We start from the raw sequence: 26,996 nt of genomic DNA on the forward strand, positions 1-26,996 counted from the left end.
TCAACACTCCTTCAGGCCGCTGGATTTGTGCAGCATCCAGTCGACGACAAAATTCACGCTGACGGTGATCAACGCCACCGCCAGCGCCGGCAGCAACGGGCTGATGTCGCCGAAGGTAATCAGCACCGCGTTGTCGCGGACCATGCTGCCCCAGTCAGCGGTGGGCGGTTGAATCCCCAGGCCGAGAAACGACAACGCGCTGATAAACAAAAACACGAAGCAAAAGCGCAGGCCGAATTCGGCAATCAATGGCGCGGCGGCGTTGGGCAGCACTTCGCGGGTGACCAGCCACCACAGCCCTTCCCCGCGCAAACGCGCGGCTTCGACGAAGTCCTGCACCACCACGTTCATCGCCACGGCCCGGGACAGGCGAAACACCCGGGTCGAGTCCAGCAGTGCAATTACCAACACGAGGGAGGTGGCGTTGGTGCCGACCACGCTGAGAATCAGCAAGGCGAAAATCAGTTGCGGGATCGCCATCAGGATGTCCACCACCCGCGACAATCCCTGGTCGACCCCGCCCCCCTTGATTGCCGCCACCAGGCCGCTCAAGCCACCCAGCAAAAACGCCAGCACCGTCGTCAGGAAGGCGATGCCCAGGGTGTTGCGCGCGCCATACACCAGGCGGCTGAACATATCCCGCCCGAGGTTATCGGTGCCCAGCAAAAACTGGCCGCTCCAGGGCGCAAACCCGTCGCCCACCACCTGGGTTTCGCCATAGGGTGCGAGCACCGGTGCAAACAGCGCCACCAGCACGTACAGCACAATGATCAGCAGGCCGAACTTCGCGCTCAATGGCGCCTTGGCCAGTTGTGTGAGAAAGCTCATGGTCTACCCCTTGGGATGCATCAGGCGTGGGTTGGTGGCGATGGACAGCACATCGGCACCGGTGTTGAGCAGGATGTAGGTGGCGGCGAAGATCAGGCTGCACGCCTGCACCACCGGGATATCGCGCTTGGACACCGAGTCCACCAGCAACTGCCCGAGCCCCGGATACACAAACACCACTTCGACCACCACCACGCCCACCACCAGATACGCCAGGTTGAGGGCGATCACGTTGACGATCGGCGCCAGCGCATTGGGCAGCGCGTGGCGCCAGATAATCCGCGACTGGCTGATGCCCTTGAGCCGGGCCATTTCGATATACGGGCTGGCCAGCAGGTTGATCAACGAGGCGCGGGTCATGCGCATCATCTGCGCGATCACCACCAGGCTCAGGGTGGCGACCGGCAGCACCGAGCGTTCGAGAATGGTGCCAAATGACGCGTCCGGCGCCAGGTTGGACAGGCTGGGAAACCAGCCGAGCTTGACCGAAAACACCAGGATCAGCAGGTAGGCAACGAAGAACTCGGGGAACGACACCGCACTCAGGGCCGAGGTGTTGAGCAGTCGGTCGAACCAGCTGTTGCGGTACAGCGCAGCCAGCATCCCCAGCACCAGCGCCAAAGGCACCGAGACCAGTGCGGCCAGTGCCGCCAGGCGCAAGGTGTTGCCCAACCGTGCGCCGATCAGCTCGGCGATGGGCCGCTGGTTGGCCAGGGAGGCGCCGAGGTCACCGTGCAGCAGGCGCAACAGCCATTGCACGAACCGGCTCAGGGGCGGCAGGTCCAGGCCCAGTTGTGCGCGAAAGGCCGCCACGGTTTCCGGCGTGGCGGACTGGCCGAGCATGGCCTGGGCGATATCACCGGGAAGCATGCCCACGGCCAGGAAGATGATCACCGACACGGCGAACAAAGACAGGAGGCCGAGGGCCAGGCGTTGGAGCACCAGTTTGAATAGGCTGTTCATCGTGCAGTTCCTTGAATCGGGCACGCTTGTGTAGGAGCTGGCTTGCCGGCGATGGCATCGCCTGGATATTCCCGAGACACCGAGGTGCCTGCATCGCTGGCAAGCCAGCTCCTACTGTTGATCTTCATTGCCTGAGCCATAGCGCCCGGCACAAGAATCACGCCTGCCACCACCGCTCGATCAGCCGCAACCCATCCAGTTCCCCATACGGCGCCGTCAGCGGTCCATGGCTGACGCGGTTCGAGCGTGCCGCCACCGAACTGGCAAACAGCGGCACAATCGCCCCGCCATCGTCGCGGCACAGGCTCTGCATTTCGTTGTACATCTCCTGGCGCACCGGCGCGTTCATCTCGCCCCGTGCGGCGTTGAGCAACTGGTTGAAGCGCGCGTTATCCCAATGGGTTTCGTTCCACGCCGCGCCCTTGGCGTAGCCGATACTGAACATACGGTCGGCGGTCAGGCTGCTGTACCAGAACGAGGTGGTGAACGGCTGCTTCATCCAGACATTGGAGAAGAACCCGTCCGCGGGCTCGCGCACCACGTCGATATCAATCCCGGCCTGGCGTGCCTGTTCCTTGAACAGCACCGAGGCGTCCACCGCGCCGGTGTAGGCGGCGTCGGAGGCTTGCAGGCGCACCTTGAGCGACTCCACACCGGCCTTGCGCAGGTAGAAGCGCGACTTGTCCGGGTCGTAGGTGCGCTGCTCCAGCGCGGCGTTGATAAAACGGCTGCCGGGCTGGATCGGATGGTCATTGCCCACCAGGCCATAGCCATGCAGCACCGAGGCCAGCAGGGTTTCGCGGTTGATCGCATGCTTCATCGCCATGCGAATGTCGTTGTTCTTGAACTCGTTGCTGTCGCACAACATCGGGAAGGTGTAGTGCTGGGCGCCCTTGGTTTCTTCGATGACCAGCGTGGGGTTGCGCTTGAGCAGGGCCACGGTTTTCAGGTCGACCTTGTTGATCACATCCACTTGGCCGGTGACCAGCGCATTGACCCGCGCCGCGCCGTCGGCAATGGCGATCAGCTCGGCGCTGGCGAAATGTGCGCGGCCCTGTTTCCAGTAATCGGGGTTGCGCTCCAGGTCCATGCGCACGCCGGGTTCGAAGCTTTTCAGGCGATAACCGCTGGTGCCGACCCCGGCCTGCCAGTCGGCGACGCCGTCCTTGGCGGGCATGATCACCAGGTGATAATCGGCAACCACGTAGGCGAAATCGGCATTGCCCGAATGCAGTTCGAACACCACTGCATCGGTGCCCTTGGCGCTGACACTGGCCACATCGCCGATCACCGTCTTGGCGGCCGAGGTGGAATTGGCTGCCAGGTGGTGGTTGATCGAGGCCACCACGTCCTCGGCGGTCAGGCTTTTGCCGTTGTGGAAGGTCACGCCCTGGCGCAGTTTGAAGGTCCAGATGCGCGCATCGGGCGTCGACTCGAAACTTTCGGCCAGTTCGGGGATGGCGCTGCCGTCCACGGCAATTTCAGTGAGGGTGTTGTACACCGCCGAAAAGCCGACGAAGGTGAAGGTGTCGACCCAGGACCCGGGGTCGCGGGAGTCGGTGGTGCTGCCGCCGGCCAGGCCCATGCGCAGCACGCCACCCGGTTTGGGCACGGCCTCTTCGGCGAAGGCCGGCAGCGGCAGGCCCATGGAAAACGCGGCGGCCACGGCACCGGCGACGGCGCTGTGTTTGAGGAAATCCCGTCGGTGCATCGCTTGAGTCATTTTGTTGTTGTTTTCGCTCATGGTGTTGCTCCTCTAAAGGTTCACACAGGCATGCTTCAACTCGATCAAGGTCACGCCGTTGCGCTTGAAACCGTTACGCAAATCCGTCTGCAGCTCATCCAGGTTCTGTGGCTCGCTGACCGTGCAACCGAACGCCCGCGCCAGGGCGGCAAAGTCCGGGTTGCGCGGCAGTACGCCGATGGGTTCGATGTCCAGGTTCAGCATGTCGTCGCGAATTTGCCCCAGGGCGTCGTTGTTCCACAGCAACACCACCAGCGGGCTGTCCAGTTCTTCCACGGCCGTGGCGAGTTCCTGGGCGGTGTAGAGAAAACCGCCGTCGCCCACCAGCACCAGGCCAGGCCGTTCAGGCGCGCCGAACTTGGCACCGATACCGGCCGGCAGGCCATAGCCCAGGGTGCCGTAGCCGGTGGGGTGCAACCAGCTACGGGTGGCGTTGCTTGCGAAGGCGTAATTGCCGGTGTAGGCCAGTTGGGTCATGTCACTGCTGATGAAGGCATTGGCCGGCAGCTCGGCGGCCACGCGGTCGAGAATGGCCTGGTGAATGCGCTGCAACGGGCCATGCCCGCTGCTGACCGCCTGGCGTAATGCCGCGACCGATCTGGTCGCTGCATCGGCGTTGCGCGGCGCGGCTGGCAGGCGTTCCAGCAAGGCCTGCGCGGTGTATTGGGCGTCACCGTGCAAGGCCACGGCGCAGGGATAGAAATCGTTGAACTTGCGCGGGTCGATGTCCACTCGCAGCAACTCGCCATTCAGCGGCAGGCGTTCGCGCCAGAAGTCGGTATCGGCCATTTCGGTACCGATGGCCAACACCACATCCGCCTCGGCGATCAACTGCCAGCCGGGCTCCACGCACAGGGTAGAACCGGCATTCAGCGGATGCTCCACCGGCAGCAACCCCTTGCCGGCCACACTGCTGAAAAACGGCGCGGCCAATTGCGTGCTCAAGCGCTCCAAGGCTTGCGCGGCCAACAACGCACCACCACCGCCGATGATCATCGGGCGCTTGGCCGCCGCCAGTTTCGCCACGGCTTGATCGAGGCTTTCAGCCGATGGCAAACCGCGCCCGGGACGCCGCACCACTTCATTGCTCCAATCCCGCTTGATCGGCGCCGAGAGCACATCCAGCGGCACCGAAATATGCACCGGCCGTGGCCGCTCACTGTCGAACACCGCGTAGGCCCGCGCGATCAACTCCGGCAAATCCTCGGCACTCAACGCCACCGCCGAAAACGCGGTGATGGGCGCGGTCATCGCCCGCTGGTCCTGGGTTTCATGCAGGCAACCCCAGCCCTTGCCGAGGCTGGCGGTGTGGTTGACGCTGGAAATCACCAGCAGCGGAATCGAGTCGGCATACGCCTGGCCGATGGCCGTCGCCGCATTGGTCACCCCCGGCCCGGTGATGATGAAACACACCCCCGGCTTGCCGCTGACCCGCGCATAACCGTCAGCCATGAAGCCGGCGCCCTGCTCGTGGCGCGTCAGAACGTGACGGATGCCGCTGCCGGGCAACCCCCGATACAGCTCCAGCGTATGCACGCCGGGAATCCCGAACACGGTGTCGACGCCATAGTTGGCCAGCAATCGCACCAGGGCCTGGCCGCCCGTCAAGGTTTTGCTTTGCATCGTCATCTCCTTCACGCCTGGGCGAGACGGATCAATGCATCGACCGCCGTGGCGCCCCGGGCATTGACCAGCAATGGGTTCACATCCAGTTCCAGCAACTGCCCGGCGTTGGCGCAGGCGTAGTCCGCCACGGCACGAATCGCCGCCACCAGCGCCTCCATGTCGACCACTTCGCGCCCGCGAAAGCCTTGCAGCAATGCGGCGCTGCGCAGGCTGAGCAAGGCATTGCGGATCGCATCGTCGGTGGTCGGCAGCAACAGGCTGCGGCTGTCCTTGAGCAATTCCACGAGAATGCCACCCGCGCCGATCACCAGCGCCAGGCCGAAGTCGTTCTCGCGCTTGATGCCCACAATCAGCTCGGCCAATGGTGGCGTGGCCATGGATTCCAGCAGCAGGTGATCGAAGGGTACGTCCGGCGCATAGGCCGCGATTTGCTCGCGCATCTGGATTAGCGCGGCGCTCAAGGCGAGGCCGTCGCGCAGGTTGAGCGCCACCGCGCCGGCTTCGGTTTTATGCGGCAGGTCGGCGCTGACGGCCTTGAGCACCAACGGGTAACCCAGCACGCCGGCATCGGCAATAGCTCGCTCCGGTGTACTCAAGATACCTGCCGGCGTGGTCAGCCCGAACGCACGTAAAGCCTGTTTCGAATCCCACTCGTTAAGCGACTGCCCGTGTGCTTCAAGCGCCTGAGGACACAGAGGGACCAGTATCGACTCACCCCGCGCCAGGAGCGCCCGACGATTGTTCTGGTAGTCGGCAATCCGGCCCCAGGCCGCCAGCGCGTCTTCCACGCCTTGCAACGCCGCAACACCCTGGGCATGCAGGCGCTCGCGGGCGTGGGCCGGCAGCAATTCGGGGAATGCCGAGGTGACAAACCCGGTCTTGCCGTGACGGGCCAGCGCGCTGCAAAACAGCTCCAGCAACAGGTCGCATTCCTTGCGCTCGCCGGTAAATTCGGCCGGGTAGTCGAGCACCAGCATCGCCGCGTCCGCGTCGGTGCGCAGTGCCGTGTCGAGCATGCTGTTGAGGGCTTCGCGGTTGCCCCAGATGGCCGTGGTGAAATCCAGCGGGTTGACCAGGTTGGCGTAACTGGGCAGCACCTGCGCCAGCTCCGAACGCTGGCCTTCATCGAGTTTCGGCAGGCTCAGGTCGTTGCGTTCGGCGTAGTCGGCAATCAACCCGGCATCGCCACCGGAACAGGCCAGGGCGATCAGGCTGTTGCCCGCCGGCAAATTGCCGCAGGCCGCCGCTTTCAGGGTTTCGACAAAACTTACCGGCCCGCTCACCCGGATCACACCCAGGCGCGCAAACAGGCTGTCGTAGAGCGCATCGGAGCCCGACAACGAACTGGTATGACTCAGGGCCAGCTCCGCGCCGATCTGCGACACGCCGGTTTTCAGGGCGATGATCGGAATGCCTTTTTCCAGCGCCTTGTGAGCTGCGCGGGCGAACCCAGGCACATTCTTCAAGCCTTCCAGGTGCAAGCCAATGGCCGTCACACGCGGCTCATCCAGCAGCACATCCATCAACTCGGCCACACCCAATTGCGCCTGGTTGCCCACCGACGCCATATAGGCCACCGGCAACGAACGGTCGCTCATGGAGAGGTTGTAGGCAAAGTTGCCGCTCTGGGTCAGCACCGCAACGCCCTTCTCGACCGGCTTGCCGCCATGCGCCACCGGCCACAGTGCCGAGCTGTGCAGGTAATCCAGCAAGCCGTAGCAATTGGGGCCTAGCAGTGCCATCTCGCCCGCCGCCTTGAGCAGTTGTTGCTGCAAGGCCTGGCCCTCGGCGCCGGTTTCGGCAAACCCGGAGGCGTAGCAGATGGCGCCACCGGTGCCGATGGCCGCCAGTTCGGCGACACAGGTCAACGTCAGCTCGCGATTGGTGGCGATGAACACCGCGTCCGGGCCACACGGCAAATCGGCCACACGGCGCACGCAGGGAATGCCATCGAGGCTGTCATGTTGCGGGTTGACCAGCCACATCTGGCCGTCAAAACCACCTTCGGTGCAGCGCTTGAGGGCGCGGGCCATGCTGCGCCCGCCCACGAACGCCAGGTGACGGGGCGCCAGCAGGCGCTTGAGATTGTCGCGAATAGCCTGGGACATAAGCGTTCTCCCACCCGATCAGCGCAACAGCGGCCGCAACAGTTCGCGGGCAATAATGTGGCGCTGGATTTCCGAAGTGCCTTCCCAGATCCGCTCGATCCGCGCGTTGCGCCAAATGCGCTCCACCGGGCCTTCGTCCATCAAGCCCATGCCGCCGTAAATCTGCACGGCCTCGTCGGCGACCTTGCCCAGTACCTCACTGGCAAACAGCTTGGCCATGCCGGCTTCGCCATCGGTCATGGTGCCCTGGTCCATCTTCCAGGCGGTGTTCAGGGTTAGCAGCTCCGCCGCGCGGATTTGCGTGGCCATGTCGGCGAGCTTGAACGAGATGCCTTGATAGGTGCCGATGGGCTGGCCGAACTGTTTGCGGTCTGCCGCCCATTGCAGGGAAACGTCCAGCGCACGCTGGGCCTGGCCGACGCAGTTGGCAGCCACCATCACGCGGCCTGCGGTCAGCCAGGCGTTGGCCACTTCCCAGCCCTTGCCGACTTCGCCGAGGACTTTGGAGGCCGGCACGCGGCAGTCGTCGAAGAACATTTCATAGGTGTGGTAGCCACGGTTGCTGACGCACTTCGGGCCCCGGCGAATGGTCATGCCCGGCGTGCCACGGTCCACCAGGAACGAGGTCACGGCGTTGCGCGGGCGGCCGTTGTGTTCGTAGGTGTCGGTGACGGCAAACACGATGGCGAAATCCGCGTGGCCGGCGTGGCTGATGAAGTGCTTACTGCCGTTCAGCACAAAGTCATCGCCGCTGCGCACGGCGCGGGTCTTGATCGCGTTGGCGTCGGAACCGGCGCCCGGTTCGGTCAGGGCAAAACAGTCGATCTTCTTCCCCTGCACGCACGGCAACAGGTACTCGCCAATCTGCGCTCCGGTGCAGGCCATGAGGATTTTCGACGGCCGGGCAACAAACACATGCAGTGCCCAGGAGACCTTCGACAACTCCCGCTCGATCAACGCCTGGGACAGGTAATCCAGGCCGCCACCGCCCACTTCTTCCGGCATGTTGAAGGCATAGAAACCGGCCGCGATGGCCTTGTCACGAATCTGCGCGGCAAGTTCCGGCGAGACTTCATCGGCACGGTCCACCGCCTCCTCGTGGGGCAACAACTCCTTGGCAACAAAACTGCGTACCGCGTCCACCAACATGTCTTGTTCTTGGCTGGGCTGGAAATTCATGGCGCTACCTGTCGATCGTTCGAGGGTGTTTTGAGGAGGGACTATTTGCCGGAGAAATTCGCTGGGCGCTTTTCCATCGACGCGCGCAGGGCTTCAGCGCCGTCGGCACTGCGCCCGCAGAGCAAACCGGCGGCGAGTTCAGCCTGGAGCTGCTCGGCCAGGCTGCGCCCGGCGCCTTCGCGGATAAGGGTTTTGGTTTGGGCAAAGGCGAACGTCGGGCCGTTGGCGAGGCGCGTGGCCAGGTCGGTGACGTGGGCGTGCAATTGCTCATCGGCGACGACTTCACCCACCAGGCCGGCGGCCAGGGCGCGATCGGCGCTCCACAGTTCGTCGAGGAACAGCAAGCGCTTGGCCTGTTCGCTGCCGATCAAGCGTGGCAGGTGCCAGCTGGCACCGGCGTCCGGCGAGTAGGCCATGCTGGTGTAGCCGGCCTTGAAGCGCGCCGATTGCGCGGCCACACGCAGGTCGCAGCACAGGGTCAGGTCCATGCCGGCGCCGACCGCCGTGCCGTTGATGGCGGCGATGGTGGGTTTATCGAGGGTGTGCAGGCGGGTCATCAGGGCGTGGGCGGTTTCGGTCCAGCCGTAGGTTTCGAGGGCGCCACGGGCTTCGGCGTCGGCCCACTCAGCGAGGTCGGCACCGGCGCAGAAGCTGCGACCGCTGGCGGTCAGCACCACCACGCGCACGGCCGGGTCGCTGTTGAAACCGTCCAGCAACGCCTGCAGGTGCTTGAGGGTCGGGATGTCCAGGGCATTGCGCTGGGCGCCGCGATTGAGGGTGATCCAGGCAACGCCTGCTTGCACTTGAGTGAGCACGGACGGATCGGTAGTCATGGAATCCTCGAATTATTTTAATTGGCTTGAGGGGTGCGACATGGGGCGATACTAAACGAGTGTTCAGCAAGGAGGCAATCGGGTAACTGCAAATATTTTTCGAGGGGGAATGCCGGCCTGAACATTGCGTCCAGGCGGCGAGAAATCGTCAGTTCAGGGTTTGATCCGGAAGCGCTGGCGGCCGCCAGCCTGCAAGCCATCGACCCACGCTTCGCAGATCTGGATGCCCTGCTCCGGGGTGAACGTACCGGGGTTGAGCCCCGATTCCAGCCACAAACCATCGAGCAAGGCGCTCAAGGCAATCGCTGCCAAATCCGCGTCGAAACGCTCCCAGGCTTCTTCAGCAGCCATGTCCACCAGGGCCGAACGCATGATGGTGCGGTACTCGCCATAGGAATGTTCGTGGGCCTGATTGATCGCCGGGGCGGTCTTGACCGCACCCCAGAACACCAGCCAGGCATCCAGCAGTTGCGGGTCCAGCAACTCGGGGGAAAACGAGCCGCGAAAGAACGCCGAGAGCCGCTCTCGCGGGCTGGGCGGTGCCTTGGCCATGGCATCACGCAGCAGGTCCATCACCTGCCGGGTAATCGACCGATAGGCCTCGGCCACCAGCTCATCCTTGCCCGAGTAGTGATGGCTGATCAGCCCCACCGACACCCCGGCCTCGGCGCTGATCTTGCGGATCGACGCGCCCTGGAAGCCGTCGCGCTTGAGGCAGGCCAATGTCGCCTGGACCAGATTGGCCTTGCGCAACTCCGGTTCCATGCGGGAGAAACGGGATTCCTGGGTCATGAGGCGGTGTCCTTGGGTTGAGTCGGCTGGACGACTCTACCTCACTCCCGGAACCCCGGCGACACCCGATCCAGCAACCGCAGCAATGCCGCCCATGCCAGCTGCATGGCATCCAGGTCCGCCAGCTCACCCTCTTCCAGTGGCCGGCCCGGGTCATTGAACTGGCGCTCGGTGTGTTCGCACACAGCCGCAGGCGGCAGGATCAACTTGCCGCAGGCCTGGGCGGCGATCTGGATATCGCAGGCCTTTTCCAGGTAATACATGCGCAGGAACGCCTGGCTGACCGTCTCCCCCACCGTCAACAGGCCATGGTTGCGCAGCATCAACACCGGCTTGTCACCGAGGTCGCGAACCAGGCGTTGTTGCTCGTCCATGTCCAGCGCCACGCCTTCGTAGTCGTGGTAGGCGACCTTGCCGTAGAACTCCATGGAAATCTGGTTCACCGGCAACAGCCCGCATTCCAGTGCCGCCACCGCACAGCCGGCGCGGGTGTGGGTGTGCAGCACGCACTGGGCGTCTTCGCGAGCCCCGTGAATGGCGCTGTGGATCACAAACCCCGCCGGGTTGACGCCATGGGCCGACGCCTCGACCGCGCGCCCGTCCAGGCCGATTTTTACCAGGCTGGAGGCGGTGATCTCCTCGAACATCAGCCCATAGGGGTTGATCAAAAAGTGGTGTTCGGGCCCCGGAATGCGCACCGAGATATGGGTGAAGATCAAATCGCTCATGCGAAAGTGCGCGATCAGCCGGTAGCAGGCGGCAAGCTCTTCGCGCAGGTGTTGTTCGGTGGCGCCAGTCATTTTTATTCTCCAGGCGGGTGGGTGATGTGGCTGACGCTAATCCAGTCGCCAGTAAAAAAACAAGTTGATTTTTTACTGAGGCTGACCTCCTATAGAAAAATAACAACAACAGCGCCTGGAGTATCCGCACCATGTCGCCCCATGCCTTTCCGCATCTTTTTGAACCGTTGGTACTGCGCGGCAAACGCCTGAAAAACCGCATCATGTCCAGCGGGCACGATACCTCGATGCCCACCGACAACCGGGTCAACGAACAGCTGATCGCCTACCACCGGGCCCGCGCCGAGGGCGGCGTGGGGCTGATTGTGTTGCAGGTCGCCGGGGTGCACGACAGCGCCCGCTACACCTCCCATGTGCTGATGGCCACCGATGACAGCTGCATCGACGGCTACCGCCAACTGGCCGAGACCTGCCATGCCCACGGCACCGTGGTGCTGTCGCAGATTTTCCATCCGGGGCGGGAAATCATGGAGTCGGCTGACGGCTTGCTGGCGGTGGCTTACTCGGCTTCCGGGGTGCCAAACGAGCGATTCCGGGTGATGCCCCGGGCCCTTGACCAGGCGATGATCGACGAGATCGTCGCGGGCTACGGCGCTGCGGCGAAGCGCCTGTATCAGGCCGGGATTGACGGTGTGGAGGTGGTCGCCAGCCATGGTTATCTGCCGGCGCAGTTTCTCAACCCGCGGGTGAACCGTCGCACCGACGGCTACAACGGCGAGTTGGAACAACGCCTGCGCTTCCTGCGGGAAATCATCGCCGCAGTACGGTCCGCAACCGACGAGCACTTCATCATCGGCCTGCGCATTTCCGCCGATGAGCGCGACCCCGAAGGCCTGACCGAAGAGGACTCCCTGGCGGCCGTGCAACGCCTTCAGTCAGCGCTGGATTACGTGCACATCGTCGCCGGCACCTCGGCCTCCCTTGGCGGCGCGATCCACATCGTGCCGCCCATGGCCATTGCCCCGGCGTACCTGGCGACAGAGGCGGCGATGTTCAAGGCCAGCCTGTCGATTCCGCTGTTCGTCACCGGGCGCATCAACCAGCCCCAGGAGGCTGAACTGATGCTGCAACGGGGCCAGGCCGACGTATGCGGCATGACCCGCGCACTGATCTGCGACCCCCGAATGCCGGCCAAGACCTCAAGCGGCCATGCCGAAGATGTACGGGCCTGCATCGCCTGCAATCAGGCGTGTATCGGCCACTTCCACAAGGGTTTGCCGATCTCCTGCATCCAGCACCCCGAGACCGGCCGCGAATTGCAGTTTGGCCAGTTGCAACCGGCACTGCGACGCAAGCGGATCATGGTGGTCGGTGGCGGCCCGGCGGGGATGAAGGCAGCCGCGGTGGCGGCGCAACGCGGGCATGACGTGACCCTGTATGAAGCCAGCGCCCAGTTGGGCGGCCAGGTGCTCCTCGCGCAATTGCTGCCACGTCGCAGCGAGTTCGGCGGCGCCAGTACCAACTTGCAGCGCGAGATGGTACTGGCCGGGGTCCGCGTGGTGCGCAATACCCGCGTCGACCGTGGCTTGGTGGCGCGCGAACAGCCCGACCAGGTAATCATCGCCACCGGCGCCGAGCCCTACTGGCCGGCCTTCGAACGCGGCGGCGAGTTGCAGGTGGTGGACGCCTGGCAAGTACTGCGCGATGAGGTTCCGCTGGGCCGTTCAGTAGTCGTGGTGGATTGGCGTTGCGACTGGATTGGCCCGGGCATCGCCGAACGCCTGACCCGCGCCGGCCATCAGGTACAACTGGCAGTGAACGGCACCCATTGCGGGGAAAACCTCCCGTTGTACGTACGTGATCAACTGGCCGGTGAACTGCATCGGCTGGGCATTCCGATCATCCCTTACGCCCGTTTGTACGGCTGCGACGACACTACCGTCTACCTGCAACACACCGCCAGCGGCGAGCCGATGTTGCTGGAAAATATCGACACCCTGGTGTTGTGCCAGGGCCATCAGCCGGTGGACACTCTGGGCGCAGAACTGCAAGGCCAGGTGGCGTTCACGCGCATCGGCGATTGCCTGGCGCCGCGTACCGCCGAAGAGGCGATTTATGAAGGATTAAAGGTAGCGTGGGACATTTGAACGACCAACCGCCACAGCTGTTTCTCGGCACCCGCATCCGGGGTTTGCGCAAGGCCCGGGGCATGACGCTCACCGAATTGGCACAGATGAGCGAATTGACCGCCGGCTACATCAGCCAGCTGGAACGCAACCTCGCCTACCCGTCGATCCCGGCACTGTTCAATATCGCCCGCAGCCTGGGCGTGACGATCCAGTGGTTTTTTGCCAGCGAGACCACGCCGGCCGCGGAGGACGAAGGCTTTGTGGTGCGCAAAAACAATCGCCAGAGCATTCACTATGAAGATGGCATCGTCGACCAGTTGCTGACACCCCTGCCCAATCACCAGCTGGAAATGCTCCATTCGCGCTTTCCGCCGGGGACCTATAGCCAGCAGAGTTATAGCCATGAGGGCGAAGAAGCGGGTTATGTGTTGAGCGGGAAATTCGAGCTATGGGTGGGTGAGCGGCATTTTCAGCTGGATGAAGGGGACAGTTTCAGCTTCCCCAGCAGTGAGCCCCATCGGTACGGCAACCCCGGGAAGGTGGATGCGGTGGTGATTTGGGTGATTACGCCGCCGACGTTTTAGGCCGCTGGAGTGAATGGAGACGTTTCCTACGGGAACTGGCGACGCTGGCACGTCGGCCATCAATGGCGGGCCCCACAGCCACTTGCTATAAAAACGACTGCATCTTCTCGAGGTCGTCGCCATGTTTGGATTGTATTCGTTGTTCGCCGGTAAACCGACTCAGGATGACTTGGATACCGTGGAAGCCATCAAGTCAAAAAGAACCATGAAAATTGAGGGGGAATGGGGTATCTCCGTCTCCGCCGAAGAAGTCATGGAGTCCGATGCCTACAAAGAAGCGATTCGCCAGGTCCGCAAAATGGAGGCCGATGATTCATGGGCCTGCTGATCATTTTGCCGTTACTGGTCAGCGGTTATCTGGTCTGTATAAAACATCCTTATTACTACTGCCGCCTTCACCGTTTTGAAGGGCAATTACTCTATCTGCATGTTGCGCGGCTGGGGCTGGTTTGCCTGGTCGTCGCCACGCTGATGAGTGCCTTGATTCTGGCCATGTCAAAACAGACGGTTCACGTCGCAGGTCATGAGGTTGCAACAGACTACAGCCGCTATCTTGGCGCCCTGTTGGTACAACTCGATATTGCTAACGAAAAGAATGCAGCACTCTGGGTTTTCCTGTTGCAGGCTGGTTTGACCGCCATGGTCATTCCCGCTCTCTGGGCTAGACTTTTTGTCAACGCGAAGAAAAAAGAGCTGAAACTGAAATCCGATGAACAACTAAACTGCCGGCTCGCCCTGAACATCCTTGAAGGCACGCCTTTCAAATACCTGCTCAGAGAGTCCATCCAGAAGTACACACTTTGCATGTTCAGTTTGAATGATCGAAAAGTGTATGTCGGTATTGTCTTATTCGTTGGCATGCCCACCGAATCCGAAGGAATGGACCATGCCTTCACCCTTCTTCCTCTGCTCAGCGGCTACCGTGACAAGGACACGCTGGAAGTTACCCTGGGCACGCGTTATTCAGATAAGAGTCCCCCGGCCCCCATCATGTTGATTCAGGAAAACGTGGTCTCCGTCACGCGCTTCGACTTCACCACCTGGAACACCTCCCACTGTCGAAAAAGCAGCCCGCCGCGACAGGAGCAGTTCTACAATCACCGCCCCATCCGTCCGGCGAAAGCCTCAGGCGCCTGCGCCTGAGGCCTTGCTACCGATCAATCAAACTTCCAGTTCAACCCCACCCGCAGCATCTGCCCGTCGTTCTTGAATTTCGAGTCATAACCCGTGCCCGCACCACCGCTGCCCGGAATCACTGCCACGTTCAGCTTGTCTTCGCCCAGGTCGTAGTACAGGTATTCGGTCTTGATCGACAGGTTTTGCGTGATCGCCTGTTCGATACCTGCGCCCACTGTGTAGCCCATCTTGAAGTGACTTTGATCACCGCTGAACTGGGTATTGCCGGTAGGGCCAAACATATCCACGCTCTGGCTGGTTTCGCCATACGCCAGGCCCGCGGTGCCGTAGATCAACGTATGGTCAAAGGCGTAACCCAGGCGACCGCGCAGGGTGCCGAGGTATTTGATCTTCGACTCAAACGTGTTGTTCAGCGCCAGGTGCGTATTCAGTTGCGAGGTGCCGATGTTGCGGCTGTCTTGCAGGTCGGTGTGGGAGATATCGGCCTCGACGCCCGCCACCCATTGGCCGAACTGGTAGTTGTAGCCAATCTGCGCACCACCGACGAAGCCGTTACGGTCCAGGTCCACCCGACCCGGACGCGCGCCACCGTTGATATTGGCAATATTCGGTGCCGCCTGGCCTTGGGTATTGACGTCGCCGTCACCCCCGAAGCCAACACCGGCGTTCAAGCCACCGTAGAAACCGGTCCAGTCAGTGGCACCGCTTTCAGCCGCCTGGGCACACGCCGAGGCAACAAGGGAAACCGCCGCGACAGCGAGTAAACGAGTGATCATGTAAAGCTCCTATCATTATTGGTTGAATTGCAGGCACAGCTTCGCCGCACACCGATGGCTACCGGCGCGAGGCAAGAAAACGTTCAGAGGGTGTTACGACCGAGCCGAGCGGCCCGGGGTGACGCGGTAATGATTACTGGCCGAGAAAACGGTAGTCGGCGCGGTAAGGCTCCACGTGCAAATCGCCGTCGTGCTCACAACGGCCGCTGAACACGCCACCTTCGGTGTGCAGCCGTTGCACCGCCACCACCGGTGACAGCCCGCCAACGCCTTGATGGCTCACCACATCCAGGCGCAACAGCGAAATATCCCGCCCCGTTGCCCCCGGCGCCTGGGCAGCCACTTTGCCGACCACGGCGCTGCGATCATCCAGCTGCCAGGTCGGCCCCGCAAAGTGCCGGCCCACCGTCTTGCCATTGATCATCAGCGTCGCCAGCGGCTCGCGAAACTGCCAGGCCAGCTGGCCGTTGCCGTCCTTGGCGCAGTTGTAGATCTGCACACCTTCGGCCCGCACGGTCATCAGGATCGTCTTCGCGTCACCGCTCAACGGGTCGGGCAGGTCCTGCGCCTGCGCCCTTTGGGCATCAATGGCACAGGCGATCAACACGACCATGCCGATCACTTGCAACGCCAGCAGCGCCAGGCGATTACGGCGTGCCACAACATCAGGGTCGGTGCTGCTCATCACGCGCCTGCCAGGGAGAGTTTTAAGAAACGTCAGTGCAATCATCTTGAAGTCCGTCGAGGGTCAATTGTCAGCGTCTGCAGGATGAACAATCAGCCATCAGTTTTTATTCCCGATTATTTTTCAACCGGGGCACTACCAGACTTCAACCTTGAGCTCGGTCAGCCGGCTGGCCGGCATCGGCAGGGCCTTGCCGCTGTGCACCACGCCATGGCGCGGCGACTCKCGCTTGAGGTTGGGCACCGGGATGCGCCCGCCACCGCGCACGGTTTGCGCGCCGTTCATTTGGAATTTGCCATAGGCAAAATTCAGCCCCACGCCGTTCTGGCGCTGGAAATAAATCCACCAGCGGCCTTCCTCGAATTTCATGAACGCAAAGCCCCGGGGATAGGCGTCCTCGCCATAGTCATCAAAGGTCATCGCCGTGGCGAAGCCCAGCCCATGGCCGTCGAAGCGGCTGAGGTATTCCTTGTTCAGGTAATCGCTGCCGCCCTGCACGTGGAACACCCGGTACGTGGTGTCGTCGATATGGTCGATCAGGATCGAACAGCCACTGAAATCCGGGGTGAACACGTAGCCCGTGGCGCCCGGGTTGGCGGGGATATCGCAAAAACTACCCTGGGGTACCCAATGGCCCATCAGCGGCCGTTCGATCTTGCCGTACTCACCGGGTTTATCCAGGGTGGCCAGGCGGTAGCCACCGGCTTTGTGATCGTTCACGTCGAACACATTGATGCCCGCGATCAATCCCGAAGGAATGCGCTTGGCGGTCATGAAGTTCTGTTGCAGGAAGAGCTTGGTGGAGGAAAACGCGTTCATGCATTGGGTGGTCATAGGTGCTCCTGACGAGAGGAAAGTCATCGGTCTTGCGCCAGCAAAAAGCGGCTGCCTGAATCACGCGAAACCATGAGAAGAACACCCTCCCCCGGCGCTTTATTCCATGATTTTGCTCAATCGGATTGGGCCGGATCCATACGCAAAATTGCCTTATTGCCAAGGCCCCGCAACGGGTAGCCTGCGGCCCTGCGATGCCTTGCGCACGCAACCCCGACTCGCTCGATGACTGGCGCCCACGTGAAGAAACTTTCGATACTCCTATTGCTCGCCGGGCTGTTTCAGCTGCCGCACGTGCTTGCGGCCCCGGCCACTATCGCGGTGATTTCCTTTGCGGAAAAACCCCTGCACCTGATCCGTGCCACCACCCTTTACACCATAGGCGCCGGCACGCGCCTGCAAGGCGGCGACATTCTGCAAACCGGCGGCGCCGGCATCCAGATCGAAGGGCTGGCACCGGCCATCGTCGCCCTGGGGCCCGACACGCGAATCCTGATCGCCACCAACAGCAAGGCCGCGCAAATCAATCTGCTCAGCGGCTGGTTGAAGCTGCAACCAGTGGCTGCAAGCGCCCATGCCAGCCTCGCAGTCAACGCCGGTGGTCTGGCGTTCAACGTGACCAACAGCGCCAGTGTGATCCACGTCGGGCCACGCCAGAGCGAAATGTTCGTCGAAGACGGCAGCCAGCCTGTCACCGAACTGGACAACCACGGCAAGGCCGGTCGCACCCTCACCCTGAACCACGAAGACTTTGCCCAACGCGCCGGTGACGCCCCCCTGAAAACCACCGCCCGCCCGGAACAGGCGTTTGTCGACGCCCTGCCCCGGCCCTTCCTCGATCCGTTGGTGGCGCTGGGTAAAAAAATCCCCGCCGCCCCCGCGCTGAAAAAGGAACGCGACGTCACCTACGAAGACATCGCGCCCTGGGTCGTCAGCCCGCTGAACCTCAGCCAGCAAATGCTCGCCAGCCGTTTCGCCCCGCGCCTCACAGACCCGGCCTTTCGCCAGGCGGTGAAGACCAACCGCGGCGGCGTGCTGGAGTGGGAGATCGAACTGCTGCGCCTGGAGCGCCGGAAAAACCCTCATTAACGGCCTGCCCGTCGTTCAACCTTGCCTGCACCCAAGGGGCCTTATGAAATTGTCGCTCGCGGTAAAATTCAACGTGGTGTTCCTCGCCGTCTTCGTGGTCGGTTTCATTGCCACCAGCGTCGCCACCCACTACATGCTGCAACAAAGCGCACGCCGGGAGACCCTGGAAACCGCGCGCTTGCTGATGCGCTCGGCCACCGCCGCCAGCACCTACACCGCCGAGCAAATCGTGCCGCTGCTGGAAAACCGCCTGAAATTCCAGTTCCTGCCACAGTCGGTGCCCGACTTCGCCGCCATCTCGCACCTGCAGGAATTGCTCAAGTCCTACCCGGACTACGCCTACAAGGAAGCCACCCTCAACCCCACCAACCCCCGGGACCTGGCCGACGACTGGGAAAAAAGCCTGATCAACAACCTGCGCAGCCAGCCCACCACCGATGAACTGGTGGGCGAGCGCACCGACAAGGACGGCCCGTCGCTGTACATCGCGCGACCGATCCAGATCAAGGACGGTGCCTGCCTGGCCTGCCACAGCACCCCGGACGCGGCGCCCAAAACCATGGTCGACATCTACGGTGCGGTGAACGGCTTTGGCTGGAAACTCAACGACACGATCGGCGCACAACTGGTCTCGGTGCCGCTGGCCCTGCCGTTGCAGCGGGCCAACAGCATGCTCCACAGCTACATGCTGTCGATGCTGGGGATTTTCGCGGTGCTGCTGGTGGCCTTGAACGTGGCTGTGCACCTGTTTGTCACCCGGCGCCTGCGGCAGATGTCGGCCCTGGCCGATCGGGTCAGCCTAGGTGAAACCGACGTGCCGCCGATAGACGTAAGCGGCAACGATGAACTGGCACGCCTGGGCCAATCCTTCGGGCGCATGCGCACCAGCCTGGCCAGCGCCATGAAAATGCTTGAGGAGTAGGTGCACCGCCATGCTTGAACAACTCGGCAAATACCGCATCGACAGCGTGCTCGGCAAAGGGGCCATGGGCACGGTGTACAAGGCATTCGACCCGCACATCGCCCGCACCGTGGCGCTCAAGACCATCCGCAAAGAGCTGTTCGGCGACAGCCACCACGCCGAGCTGGTCAGCCGTTTCAAGAACGAAGCCCAGGCAGCGGGCCGACTGATGCACCCCAATATCGTCGCGGTCTACGACTACGGTGAAGACGAGGGCTCGGCCTACATCGCCATGGAATTTGTCGAAGGCACACCGCTCAACACCGTGCTCGCCGCGCAAACACCGCGCGAGCTGAGCCACAGCCTGGGCTGGATGCGCCAATTGCTGCTGGCCCTGGAATACGCGCACTCCAAGGGCGTGGTGCACCGCGACATCAAGCCGGCCAACCTGCTGATTACCGCCGACGATCAGGTCAAGGTCACCGACTTCGGCGTGGCCCGCCTGGACTCATCGACCCTGACCCAGACCGGCTCGATGATCGGCACCCCCAGCTACATGTCGCCGGAGCAATTCTGCGGCGAACTGATCGACGGGCGCTCGGACGTCTTCTCCGCCGGCATCGTGCTCTACCAACTGTTGACCGGCGAGCGACCGTTTTCCGGCTCGGCCACCATGGTCATGCAGCAGATCCTCAACCAGACACCAGTGGCACCGTCGAGCCTCAACCTGGCCCTCGACCCGGCGCTGGACAGCGTGATCGCACGCGCCCTGGCTAAGCGGCCGAGTGAACGCTACCCCTCGGCCCAGGCCTTTCTCGATGACCTGCAAGCCTTGATCGGCAGCACCACCACCGGCACCTGGATCAACGCCGAGATCGACGACGATCGCACCGTGCTCATGCGCCCCAACCAGAGCCTCGGCGTGCACACCCCGCCGACCACGGCGACGGTGGCCACCGAGCCTTTGGAAACCCTCACCCCGTGGAAACTCGCGGTGATGCCGGAACTGGAATCGCTGCTGTCCCACCAGATCGGCCCACTGGCGCGCTTTCTGGTGCGCAAGAGCCTGAACGCTTCGCAAGATTTCGAAGCGGTATGCGCCGCGCTGTTGCCGCACATTCCCTCGGAACGCGGCCGTGAACAGTTTGCCAGCGCCAGCCAGTCGCTGTTCCAGCGCTTGAACCCACCCACAGCGGCCCCGGCACCGGTCAGTGAACCGACGGTGGTGACGCTGATCCGCGAGCCCACCCATGCCCTCGAACCCGGGATCGACCCGGCCTTCAGCGAAATGGCCGAACGGCGCCTGGCCGTGCTGATCGGCCCCATCGCTCGCATCGTCGTCAGCCGTGCCGCACGCACCACGCCCCTGCGCCAGGCGTTCCTGCAACGCCTGGCCGAACACATCGAGAACGAGGCCCAGCGCCTCGCCTTCCTCCACAGCTTTGAGCCCACCCCATGACCGACTCCAGCCTCAGCCCCGCTGGCCCGCACAGCCTCGCCACGGCGATTGCCTGCGGCCTGAGCGACGTCGGCCCGGTACGCGAGAGCAACGAAGACAACTTTCTGCTGGATACCGACCTGCAACTGCTGGCGGTGGCCGACGGCATGGGCGGCCACGAAGCCGGCGCCCTGGCCAGTGCACTGGCCCTGACCTGCCTGCGGGAGTATCTCAGCGCCCACGGAACCGACGCACCGGCCTGCTCCAGCGACCCCGATGCCACCTGGTCCGACCCGGCGATGCACGCCGTGAGCGTGCTGCACGACGCCATCGACCAGGTCAATGCCCAGGTGTACGCCCGCAACGTCGCCCGGCAGATGAGCGAAGGCAACGGCATGGGCACCACCCTGACCGGCCTGTGGCGCCCGCACCACCCAGGCCCGCTGCTGGTCTTCCATGTCGGCGACAGCCGCCTGTACCGGTACCGCGACGGCGAGTTGGCGCTGTTGACCCGGGACCAGACCTGGTACCAGCAGGCGCTGGAGGCCGGCAAGGTCGACCGCCTGCCGGCGCGCAACTTGCTGTTGCAGGCCATCGGGCCGGCGGCACGGGTCGAACCGCAGATACGCGTACAGCCGGTGCTGCCAGGCGACCTGCTGATGCTCTGCAGTGACGGCCTGCACGGCTGCGTGCCCCATCAGGAAATCGCCCAGGTCCTTGCCGCTGCCACCCGCCACACCCTGCAAACCGCCTGCGAACGCCTGCTGGACCTGAGCGTGGAATACGCCGGGCGGGACAACGTCACCGTGCTGTTGGCGCTTTACGACCACTAGCGGCACGCTGTCAGTGCACACAAAAACGCAACACTGAACTGCACCGATTGTGATGGCCGCGCCACGCCCGGGTTTATATAGTCATGCCTACTGCAACCCGCCATGAGCCACCCGGCCCATCCCAAGGAAGCGTTCGATGACTGACCTGCACACCCTTACGGCCGCCGAACTGCTGGCGCAATTCGCCAGCCGGCAACTCGCGCCCATCGACTATTACGACCAGCTCCTGGCCCATATCGACCGCTGGGAGCCGCAGATCAACGCGCTCTACGCCTTCGACCCGCATCAGGTGCGCCAGCAGGCCCAGGCCTCCACCGAACGCTGGAACAAGGGCCAACCCAACGGCGCCCTCGACGGCGTGCCGGTGACCCTCAAGGAATTGATCGCCACCGAAGGCGTGCCCATTCCCCTTGGCAGCGCCGCCACCCGCCTGACCCCGGCCCTCAAGGACGCACCGCCCGCCGCCCGCATGCGTGAAGCGGGCGCGATCATTCTGGCCAAGACCACCAACCCGGATTTCGGCATGCTGTCTTCCGGCCTGTCGAGCTTCCATGGCATCACTCGCAACCCGTGGAATACCGCCAACAACACCGGCGGCTCCAGCTCCGGTGCGGCCGCTGCGGCCGCCGCCGGCTATGGCCCGCTGCACGTGGGCACCGACATCGGCGGCTCGGTGCGCCTGCCCGCCGCCTGGTGTGGCCTGGTGGGGTTCAAGCCGACCCTGGGGCGCATCCCCATCGACCCGTACTACACCGGCCGCGCCGCCGGCCCCATGACCCGTACGGTCGACGACTGCGTGCTGCTGATGCAACACCTGGCCCGCCCCGATGCCCGCGACGCCACCAGCCTGCCGCCGCTCACCACTGCATGGAGCAACCAGCCGCTGTCGGTCAAGGGCCTGCGCGTCGGCCTGATGCTCGAACCCGGGGTGGGCATGCAGCCGGAAGGCTTCGTGTGTGAAGCCGTGGAGCAGGCAGCGCGATTGTTCGAAGCCCATGGCGCGAAGGTCACGCTGATCCCGCCGATCATGGACCGCAACCAACTCGACGGCCTCGACCACTTCTGGCGCGCTCGCCAGTGGGGCGACTTGTCGGCCCTGAGCAGCGAGCAGTTCGACAAGGTCTTGCCCTACATCCGCGACTGGGCCGCGCCGGGTGCCGAGATCAGTGGCGTACAGGCCGTGAAGGGCTTCAACCAGACGTTCGAAATGCGCCGCCGCGCCGCGCAGGTGTTCAACGAACTCGACCTGGTGCTCTCCCCCACCAACCAGGTCAACGCCTTCCCGGCCGAGTGGCCTTCACCGAGCAACGACCCGCAATTGCCGTTCGAGCACATCGTGTTCACCGTGCCCTGGAACATGGGCGAACAACCGGCGCTGTCGATCAACTGCGGTTTCGCCGCCGATGGCATGCCCATCGGCCTGCAGATGATCGCCCCGCGCTTCGCCGATCAATGGCTGCTGCAAATCGCTAAAACCTACGAGAGCTGGCGTGGCGCAATCCACCACTGGCCGAATCCTTCCTGACTTTGACGCTGTAAGAACTGCCCACCCACACGCCAGCTCCGGGCCGCACCGGCCGGGAGCTCGGACGACCTATAACTAAAATCGAGGGGCTGGTATGCACACTGAGCAATTGACACGATCCGATCCTGATCACGCACCCGAAACACCGTCCCCGGACGCCGGCAAAAAGAGCATCTTCGCCGTGGTCCTGGGTAACGCCGTGGAGTTTTTCGACTTTGGTGTGTACGCAACCTTTGCGGTGATGATCGGCCACACGTTTTTCCCGTCCGACAGCGCCTTCGTCAGCTTGATGCTGTCGGTCACGGCCTTCGGTATCGGCTTTATCGTCCGGCCCCTGGGCGCAGTACTGATCGGCGCCTACGCCGACCGTGTCGGGCGCAAACCGGCGATGCTGTTGACCCTGGTGATGATGGCCGTGGGCACCGGCAGCATCGCGATATTGCCCGGCTACGAGACCATCGGCATCGCCGCGCCGATCCTGCTGGTGGTCACCCGCATGATCCAGGGCCTGGCCTGGGGCGGTGAAGCCGGCCCCGCCACCACCTACATCCTGGAAGCTGCGCCACCGCACAAACGCGGCACCTATGCCTGCTGGCAAGTGGTTGCCCAGGGCGTGGCCGCCATGGTGGCCGGGCTGGTGGGCTTCACCCTGACCAAAGTCATGTCCCCGGAAGACCTCAACAGCTGGGGCTGGCGCGTACCGTTCGTGTTCGGCCTGCTGGTGTTGCCGATCGGCATCTACATCCGCCGCAACCTTGCCGAAACCTTCCACGGCCATGGCGAGCAGACCAGCACCGGCGACCTGGTGCGGGAAGTCTGCGGCAAACACCGGCGCGCACTGGTGCTGGGGCTGCTGATCCTTTCCGGCAGCACCATCACCCAATACTTCCTCAACTACATGACCACCTTCGCCCTCACCGAGCTGAAGCTGCCCACCAGCATCTCCATGCTCTCGACCCTGGTGGCGGGCGCTGCCATGGCCGTGTGCGCAGTGGCCGGCGGCATGCTCTGCGACCGCTTCGGGCGCCGGACGATCCTGATGACACCCCGGGTGGTGTTGCTGTTAATCCTGTTCCCTGCCCTGCAACTGATGACCGAGCACCCAAGCCCGGCGACTTTCCTGCTGACGCTGGCCGTACTCTCGGGCCTGCACGGCATGAGTGGCGCGGCGCTGATCGTGCTGCTGGTGGAAAGCTTCCCGAAATCCGTGCGCTCCACCGGCTTCTCCATCGTCTACGCCTTCGGTGTGGCGGCGTTTGGCGGCACCGCGCAGATCATCATCACCTGGCTGATCGGCACCACCGGTGACCCGATGTCGCCGGTCTGGTACCTGCTGGTCGCCAACCTGGTGTGCCTCACCGCCGCCTGGTTCGCCAAGGAAACCCGCCCGCCGCTGCCCGGCAGCCCGGCCCGCGAAACCCGGCTCACAGAAGCCCCGGTTCGCTGAACACCTTTTCCCACTGTCCCGCGTCTTTTCGCCACCGACCGGCAGCGCCCAAGGGCCTGCCGGGACGGTCGCCTTACGTCTGATTTGTATGGGGAGTTACCATGTATCCACGTCTTTTGCTGGCCGTCACCCTGGCGTCCAGCACCCAGGTTTTCGCCCAGGACAACGCTCAAGCCAGCGCACCGGGCTTCCTCGAAGGCAGCACCCTGGACCTGAACCTGCGTCACTACTACTCCAACCAGCACACTAAGCGCACCACTCACCTGAGCATCAAGAAAGCCGGTGGTATCGAACCCACCCGCGTGCGCGAAACCTGGGTCCAGACCAGCATGCTCAAGTACAGCTCCGGCTACACCCAGGGCCTGATTGGCGTGGGCGTGGACGCGGGAATCTTCAGCGCGGTCAACCTGGAGCGCGGCCACGGCAAGGTCGCCAATGGCGGCGACCGGGTGCTGGTGGACGGCGACGGCGATGCGATTCCCACCTGGAGCCGCCTGGGGGTGGGCGACGTGCGTTTTCGCCTGTCGAGCACCGAAATCAAGGCCGGCCGGCTGATGACCGACAACCCGATCCTGCGCTACAAGGACAACCGCGCCCTGCCCTCCAGCTTCCAGGGCGTGGGCCTGTTCAGTAACGAATTCGACTGGCTGTCGGTGCAGGGCGGCAGCTTCGAACGGGCGATCCCGCGCACCGGCACCGGCGCCGAAAAACTCACCACCACCTTCGGCAACCGCGCCTACACCGGCTCACGCATCAGCTACCTGGGGGCCACGGTCAAGCCGGGTTACGGACTGGAAGCCAGCGTCTACGCGTCGCGCTTCGAAGACATGTGGGACCAGACCTACATCGGCCTGACCCACCGCATCGGCGACAAAAGCGACATCGCCTTGAAGACCGCCTTCAACTACTACCACACCAGCGACTCGGGGGACAAAAACCTCGGCTACATCGACAACAACGCCGCCAGCCTGGCCTTCACCGCCACGCACCTGGCCCATAGCCTGACCCTGGCCTGGCAGCAGGTGTTCGGCAACGAATACTTCGACTACGTGTGGGAGTCCACCGGCAACTACATGGCCAACTCGCTGTACTCGGACTACAACGGCCCCAACGAAAAGTCCTGGCAACTGCGCTACGACCTGGACTTCGCCGCCTACGGCGTGCCCGGCCTCACCGCCAGCGTGTGGCACGCCAAGGGCTGGGACATCGACGGCACCCACTACGACGGCGACCGCAACGGCCACAACACCGGCTACAACGTGCGCAGCCTGGACGGCGCCAAGCACAACGAAAACGGCTTGATGCTGGCCTACGTGATCCAGTCCGGAACCCTCAAGAACAGCGTACTGCGCACCATCGTCTACAACCACCGCGCCAGCGGCGGGCAGATCGACGGCAGCTACGACGAGTTCCGCCTCGTAGCCAATGTGCCGATCAATATCTTCTGAGGCTCAGGCTCAGTTCAACGAACAGCGCTGCATCGCCCCCGCCAGCATCTCCTGGCACTTGAGCACCGCCACCGAACGGGGGCGGTTGCGGTACACGCACAGGTCGATGCGGATGCGCCCGAGGTCTTCATCGGCGATTGGCACGGCTACCAGGCCGTCACCCAGGTCACGCACGTCTGCCTCTACCTGGGGCAAAATCAACACGGCTGCCCGTTGCCGGGCCAAGCTCTTCTGCACTTCCAGGGAGCTGGTGGTGAACACCGGTTCGAGGGTCACACCGCGTTTTTTCGCGGCCACTTCCAGGGCTTGGCGCACGCCGTAGGCCGAGTCGGGAATCGCCAGGGGCTGGCCTTCCAGTTCGCTCAATTCGATGCTGTCGCGCTGGGCGAAGGGGTGTTCGGCGCTGACCAGCACCCGGTGCCATAACTGGCAGTGGGCGGTGACTTCGACGTCGGCGCGCTCTTGCAGGTAGAACGCCAGGCCCAGGTCGGCTTCGCCGCTGCACAAGGCGTCGAGGGTGGCGGAGGCGCTGGCGATCACGATGTTGAAGGTGACTTTGGGGTGGGCGCGGTAGAACGTGGCGAGTACCGGGGCGAGCACGGTGGAAACGATACTTTCTGACACATGGATGCTGATGTTACCGGCCACCTGGCTTTGGCGGCTGGCGATGACTTCGCGTACCTGGTCGAGGCCGCGCAGGGTTGAGGTGACTTGTTCGGCGAGGCATTCGCCCTCGGCGGTGAGGCGGATGCCGCGGGGGCCGCGCTCAATCAGGGCGGCGCCGAAGAAGTGTTCGAGGTGTTCGATCTGGCGGCTGACGGCGGTTGGGGTGACGTATAGACGCTCCGCCGCTTTACGCAACGAAGCGCAGCGGGCGACCTCGTGGAAATAGCGCAAGGCGCGTAGTTGCATGGCGGGGTGCTCCTTTTTTTGGGGCTCGGGGTGGGGGGAGGCAATTACTGCGCCAGCTGTTCTGTTTTGGGTACATATCCATTTCTTCGGTAACGGCGGCTTAGGGTTTCGCTCTTACAGCGACTCACTTTGGAAGAGCCCCAAAGTAAGCAAAGGGCTCTGCCCCGCCTGTCGGCACCTCGCCTAGGCTCGGTGTTCCCTCACTCCGGCATTGCTCCGCGGGCCGCCGCGACGGGGCGTCCCTGCCCCGTCGCGGCTAAACCGGCGTCCTGCCGGTTTACCCGCTCCTCAATCCCTACGTTCGGCCTCGGGCTTATTGGGGCAGTCAGATCAAGATCAAAAGCAAGAGCACAGCGGCCTACAGGCCGGCTTGAGTGGTAGAAGCCAGATCAAAAGCGAAAACCAAATCTGAAACTAATGCAGCGCTGCTTTTCTGTGGGAGCTG

At 63.3% G+C, this 26,996-nt stretch carries 24 protein-coding genes; 11 read left to right on the forward strand and 13 right to left on the reverse strand.

Features of this window, described 5'->3' with window-relative positions; all coding sequences use genetic code 11:
* The 9 genes from P3C29_RS23275 to P3C29_RS23315 form a co-directional block, all read right to left on the reverse strand.
* Entirely contained in the window at positions 1-828 is an 828-nt protein-coding gene (locus P3C29_RS23275; protein WP_201123111.1) for an ABC transporter permease, read from the reverse strand.
* A 3-nt stretch (positions 829-831) separates the two neighbouring features.
* Positions 832-1,791, reverse strand: coding sequence for an ABC transporter permease (locus P3C29_RS23280; protein ID WP_010173705.1), 960 nt, complete (start codon positions 1,789-1,791; stop codon positions 832-834).
* 157 nt (positions 1,792-1,948) lie between these two features.
* On the reverse strand, positions 1,949-3,535 hold the full coding sequence (locus P3C29_RS23285) for an ABC transporter substrate-binding protein (RefSeq protein WP_010173707.1): 1,587 nt from the start codon (positions 3,533-3,535) through the stop codon (positions 1,949-1,951).
* A gap of 12 nt (positions 3,536-3,547) precedes the next feature.
* Entirely contained in the window at positions 3,548-5,158 is a 1,611-nt protein-coding gene (locus P3C29_RS23290; protein ID WP_275965566.1) for a 5-guanidino-2-oxopentanoate decarboxylase, read from the reverse strand.
* 11 nt (positions 5,159-5,169) lie between these two features.
* On the reverse strand, positions 5,170-7,269 hold the full coding sequence (locus tag P3C29_RS23295) for an acetate--CoA ligase family protein (RefSeq protein WP_275965567.1): 2,100 nt from the start codon (positions 7,267-7,269) through the stop codon (positions 5,170-5,172).
* An 18-nt stretch (positions 7,270-7,287) separates the two neighbouring features.
* On the reverse strand, positions 7,288-8,448 hold the full coding sequence (locus P3C29_RS23300) for an acyl-CoA dehydrogenase family protein (RefSeq protein ID WP_010173712.1): 1,161 nt from the start codon (positions 8,446-8,448) through the stop codon (positions 7,288-7,290).
* Positions 8,449-8,489: 41 nt separating this feature from the next.
* Positions 8,490-9,281: an enoyl-CoA hydratase-related protein gene (locus tag P3C29_RS23305; protein WP_010173714.1), complete on the reverse strand. Its 792-nt coding sequence runs from the start codon at positions 9,279-9,281 to the stop codon at positions 8,490-8,492.
* A gap of 153 nt (positions 9,282-9,434) precedes the next feature.
* Positions 9,435-10,073, reverse strand: coding sequence for a TetR family transcriptional regulator C-terminal domain-containing protein (locus P3C29_RS23310; RefSeq protein WP_010173716.1), 639 nt, complete (start codon positions 10,071-10,073; stop codon positions 9,435-9,437).
* Positions 10,074-10,114: 41 nt separating this feature from the next.
* Complete coding sequence (locus P3C29_RS23315; protein WP_010173719.1) at positions 10,115-10,873, reverse strand: class II aldolase/adducin family protein; 759 nt, start codon at positions 10,871-10,873, stop codon at positions 10,115-10,117.
* 131 nt (positions 10,874-11,004) lie between these two features.
* Here P3C29_RS23315 and P3C29_RS23320 point away from each other — a divergent pair, with 131 nt between their 5' ends.
* The 4 genes from P3C29_RS23320 (at position 11,005) to P3C29_RS23335 (ending at position 14,669) form a co-directional block, all read left to right on the forward strand.
* Entirely contained in the window at positions 11,005-12,960 is a 1,956-nt protein-coding gene (locus tag P3C29_RS23320) for an FAD-dependent oxidoreductase (protein WP_275965569.1), read from the forward strand.
* Positions 12,936-13,526 (forward strand): cupin domain-containing protein, encoded by a 591-nt coding sequence (locus tag P3C29_RS23325; protein ID WP_275965576.1) that lies wholly within the window; start codon positions 12,936-12,938, stop codon positions 13,524-13,526. Before P3C29_RS23320 ends, P3C29_RS23325 begins: the two co-directional genes overlap by 25 nt.
* Before the next feature lie 121 nt (positions 13,527-13,647).
* Entirely contained in the window at positions 13,648-13,854 is a 207-nt protein-coding gene (locus P3C29_RS23330) for a hypothetical protein (protein WP_169387814.1), read from the forward strand.
* The gene (locus P3C29_RS23335) at positions 13,842-14,669 is read left to right on the forward strand and encodes a hypothetical protein (RefSeq protein ID WP_275965570.1); all 828 of its coding nucleotides are present in this window, start codon (positions 13,842-13,844) and stop codon (positions 14,667-14,669) included. The genes P3C29_RS23330 and P3C29_RS23335 overlap by 13 nt, the downstream gene beginning before the upstream one ends.
* A gap of 14 nt (positions 14,670-14,683) precedes the next feature.
* Here P3C29_RS23335 and P3C29_RS23340 read toward each other — a convergent pair whose 3' ends face one another.
* The 3 genes from P3C29_RS23340 to P3C29_RS23350 form a co-directional block, all read right to left on the reverse strand.
* A complete protein-coding gene (locus P3C29_RS23340) occupies positions 14,684-15,439 on the reverse strand; it encodes an outer membrane protein (RefSeq protein ID WP_275965571.1) in 756 nt (251 codons plus the stop codon).
* Positions 15,440-15,572: 133 nt separating this feature from the next.
* On the reverse strand, positions 15,573-16,124 hold the full coding sequence (locus P3C29_RS23345; protein ID WP_201123091.1) for a DUF3455 domain-containing protein: 552 nt from the start codon (positions 16,122-16,124) through the stop codon (positions 15,573-15,575).
* A 135-nt stretch (positions 16,125-16,259) separates the two neighbouring features.
* Positions 16,260-16,958 carry a hypothetical protein gene (locus P3C29_RS23350; RefSeq protein ID WP_010173726.1) on the reverse strand — a complete coding sequence of 233 codons (699 nt, stop codon included), beginning with the start codon at positions 16,956-16,958 and terminating at the stop codon, positions 16,260-16,262.
* 225 nt (positions 16,959-17,183) lie between these two features.
* On the opposite strand from P3C29_RS23350, the gene P3C29_RS23355 reads away from it, so the two are divergent.
* From P3C29_RS23355 to P3C29_RS23385, 7 genes are all read left to right on the forward strand, one after another.
* Complete coding sequence (locus P3C29_RS23355; protein ID WP_275965572.1) at positions 17,184-18,047, forward strand: hypothetical protein; 864 nt, start codon at positions 17,184-17,186, stop codon at positions 18,045-18,047.
* 43 nt (positions 18,048-18,090) lie between these two features.
* Positions 18,091-18,969 carry a DUF3365 domain-containing protein gene (locus tag P3C29_RS23360; protein ID WP_169387809.1) on the forward strand — a complete coding sequence of 293 codons (879 nt, stop codon included), beginning with the start codon at positions 18,091-18,093 and terminating at the stop codon, positions 18,967-18,969.
* Between the two features lie 10 nt (positions 18,970-18,979).
* On the forward strand, positions 18,980-20,407 hold the full coding sequence (locus P3C29_RS23365) for a serine/threonine-protein kinase (protein ID WP_201123090.1): 1,428 nt from the start codon (positions 18,980-18,982) through the stop codon (positions 20,405-20,407).
* On the forward strand, positions 20,404-21,219 hold the full coding sequence (locus tag P3C29_RS23370) for a protein phosphatase 2C domain-containing protein (RefSeq protein ID WP_275965573.1): 816 nt from the start codon (positions 20,404-20,406) through the stop codon (positions 21,217-21,219). Before P3C29_RS23365 ends, P3C29_RS23370 begins: the two co-directional genes overlap by 4 nt.
* A gap of 136 nt (positions 21,220-21,355) precedes the next feature.
* Positions 21,356-22,744: an amidase gene (locus P3C29_RS23375; RefSeq protein WP_275965574.1), complete on the forward strand. Its 1,389-nt coding sequence runs from the start codon at positions 21,356-21,358 to the stop codon at positions 22,742-22,744.
* Positions 22,745-22,838: 94 nt separating this feature from the next.
* Entirely contained in the window at positions 22,839-24,191 is a 1,353-nt protein-coding gene (locus P3C29_RS23380) for a citrate-proton symporter (protein ID WP_237150971.1), read from the forward strand.
* Between the two features lie 101 nt (positions 24,192-24,292).
* On the forward strand, positions 24,293-25,639 hold the full coding sequence (locus P3C29_RS23385) for an OprD family outer membrane porin (RefSeq protein ID WP_275965575.1): 1,347 nt from the start codon (positions 24,293-24,295) through the stop codon (positions 25,637-25,639).
* Between the two features lie 9 nt (positions 25,640-25,648).
* On the opposite strand, the gene P3C29_RS23390 is transcribed toward P3C29_RS23385, so the two are convergent.
* Positions 25,649-26,551, reverse strand: a complete 903-nt coding sequence (locus P3C29_RS23390) for a LysR family transcriptional regulator (protein WP_010173740.1) — start codon at positions 26,549-26,551, stop codon at positions 25,649-25,651.
* Positions 26,552-26,996 lie beyond the last annotated feature (445 nt).

Source organism: Pseudomonas sp. 1912-s (assembly GCF_029269205.1).
Taxonomy (GTDB): domain Bacteria; phylum Pseudomonadota; class Gammaproteobacteria; order Pseudomonadales; family Pseudomonadaceae; genus Aquipseudomonas.